The sequence below is a fragment of the Streptococcus caledonicus genome (assembly GCF_042656225.1).
Lineage (GTDB): Bacteria > Bacillota > Bacilli > Lactobacillales > Streptococcaceae > Streptococcus > Streptococcus caledonicus.
On record NZ_JBHSOJ010000025.1, the window covers coordinates 1 to 813 of the forward strand.

At 40.7% G+C, this 813-nt stretch carries 1 protein-coding gene, 1 tRNA gene and 1 rRNA gene; all 3 read left to right on the forward strand.

Annotated features, from left to right (window positions below):
• Positions 1-100: ribosomal RNA gene (rrf, locus tag ACFPQ3_RS09320) — 5S ribosomal RNA — on the forward strand; the annotation flags it as partial.
• 8 nt (positions 101-108) lie between these two features.
• Positions 109-181, forward strand: a tRNA-Asn gene (locus ACFPQ3_RS09325).
• 131 nt (positions 182-312) lie between these two features.
• Positions 313-813: sigma-70 RNA polymerase sigma factor region 4 domain-containing protein (locus ACFPQ3_RS09330; RefSeq protein ID WP_380434406.1), on the forward strand; the 501-nt coding region annotated here is incomplete at its 3' end.

An 813-nucleotide genomic window follows, 5' to 3' on the forward strand; every position in this document is an offset into this window, starting at 1 on the left:
TAGGAGATACACCTGTCCCCATGCCGAACACAGCAGTTAAGTCCTAGAACGCCGGAAGTAGTTGGGGGGTTCCCCCTGTGAGATAGGGTAGTTGCTTAGCTTAGTTAATCCGCCATAGCTCAGTTGGTAGAGCGCATGACTGTTAATCATGATGTCACAGGTTCGAGCCCTGTTGGCGGAGTATAGAAACTGTTGGAAATCTTGTTAAGACAAGGTTTCTTTTTTATTTGTCTAGGGCATGACATTTGTGTCATGTTCTTTTTTCAGTTATGAGGGTAAACTAGTGTTATCTTAATAATGGAGGATAAATTAATGGAAGCTACGATAAATTTTGAGAGTGTTTATGGTAAAGTTAGACCCATTGTGTTGAAGTTGATGCAGGTTTATTTTATCAAGCTGTGGGAACGAGAGGATTGGCACCAAGAGGGGATGATAACCTTATATCAGTTATTGGCTAAGGAACCAGAGCTAGTTTTGAATACGAGAAAAATGTGTGTTTATTTTAAGACAAAATTTTCGAACCGTGTTAAGGATGAGCTTCGAAAACAAGAGAGTGTCAAGAGAGGTTTTGATCGGATGGCATATGATGAAATTGGGGAGGTAGCTCATTCGGTATCAGGTGATGGATTAGACGTATGTGAATTGGTTGCGTATAGGGAAGCTATAAAAGAGTTGTGTAAGGAGTTATCAGATGAGGAGAAAGAGTATTTAAGGTATTTAATGAGTGGGGAATGTTTTAAGGGGAGACGTGCTTTTCAGAGAAAGATTAAAGCTAAGTTAGGGAGACTTGGATGGGGGAGCGATTATCGGTGG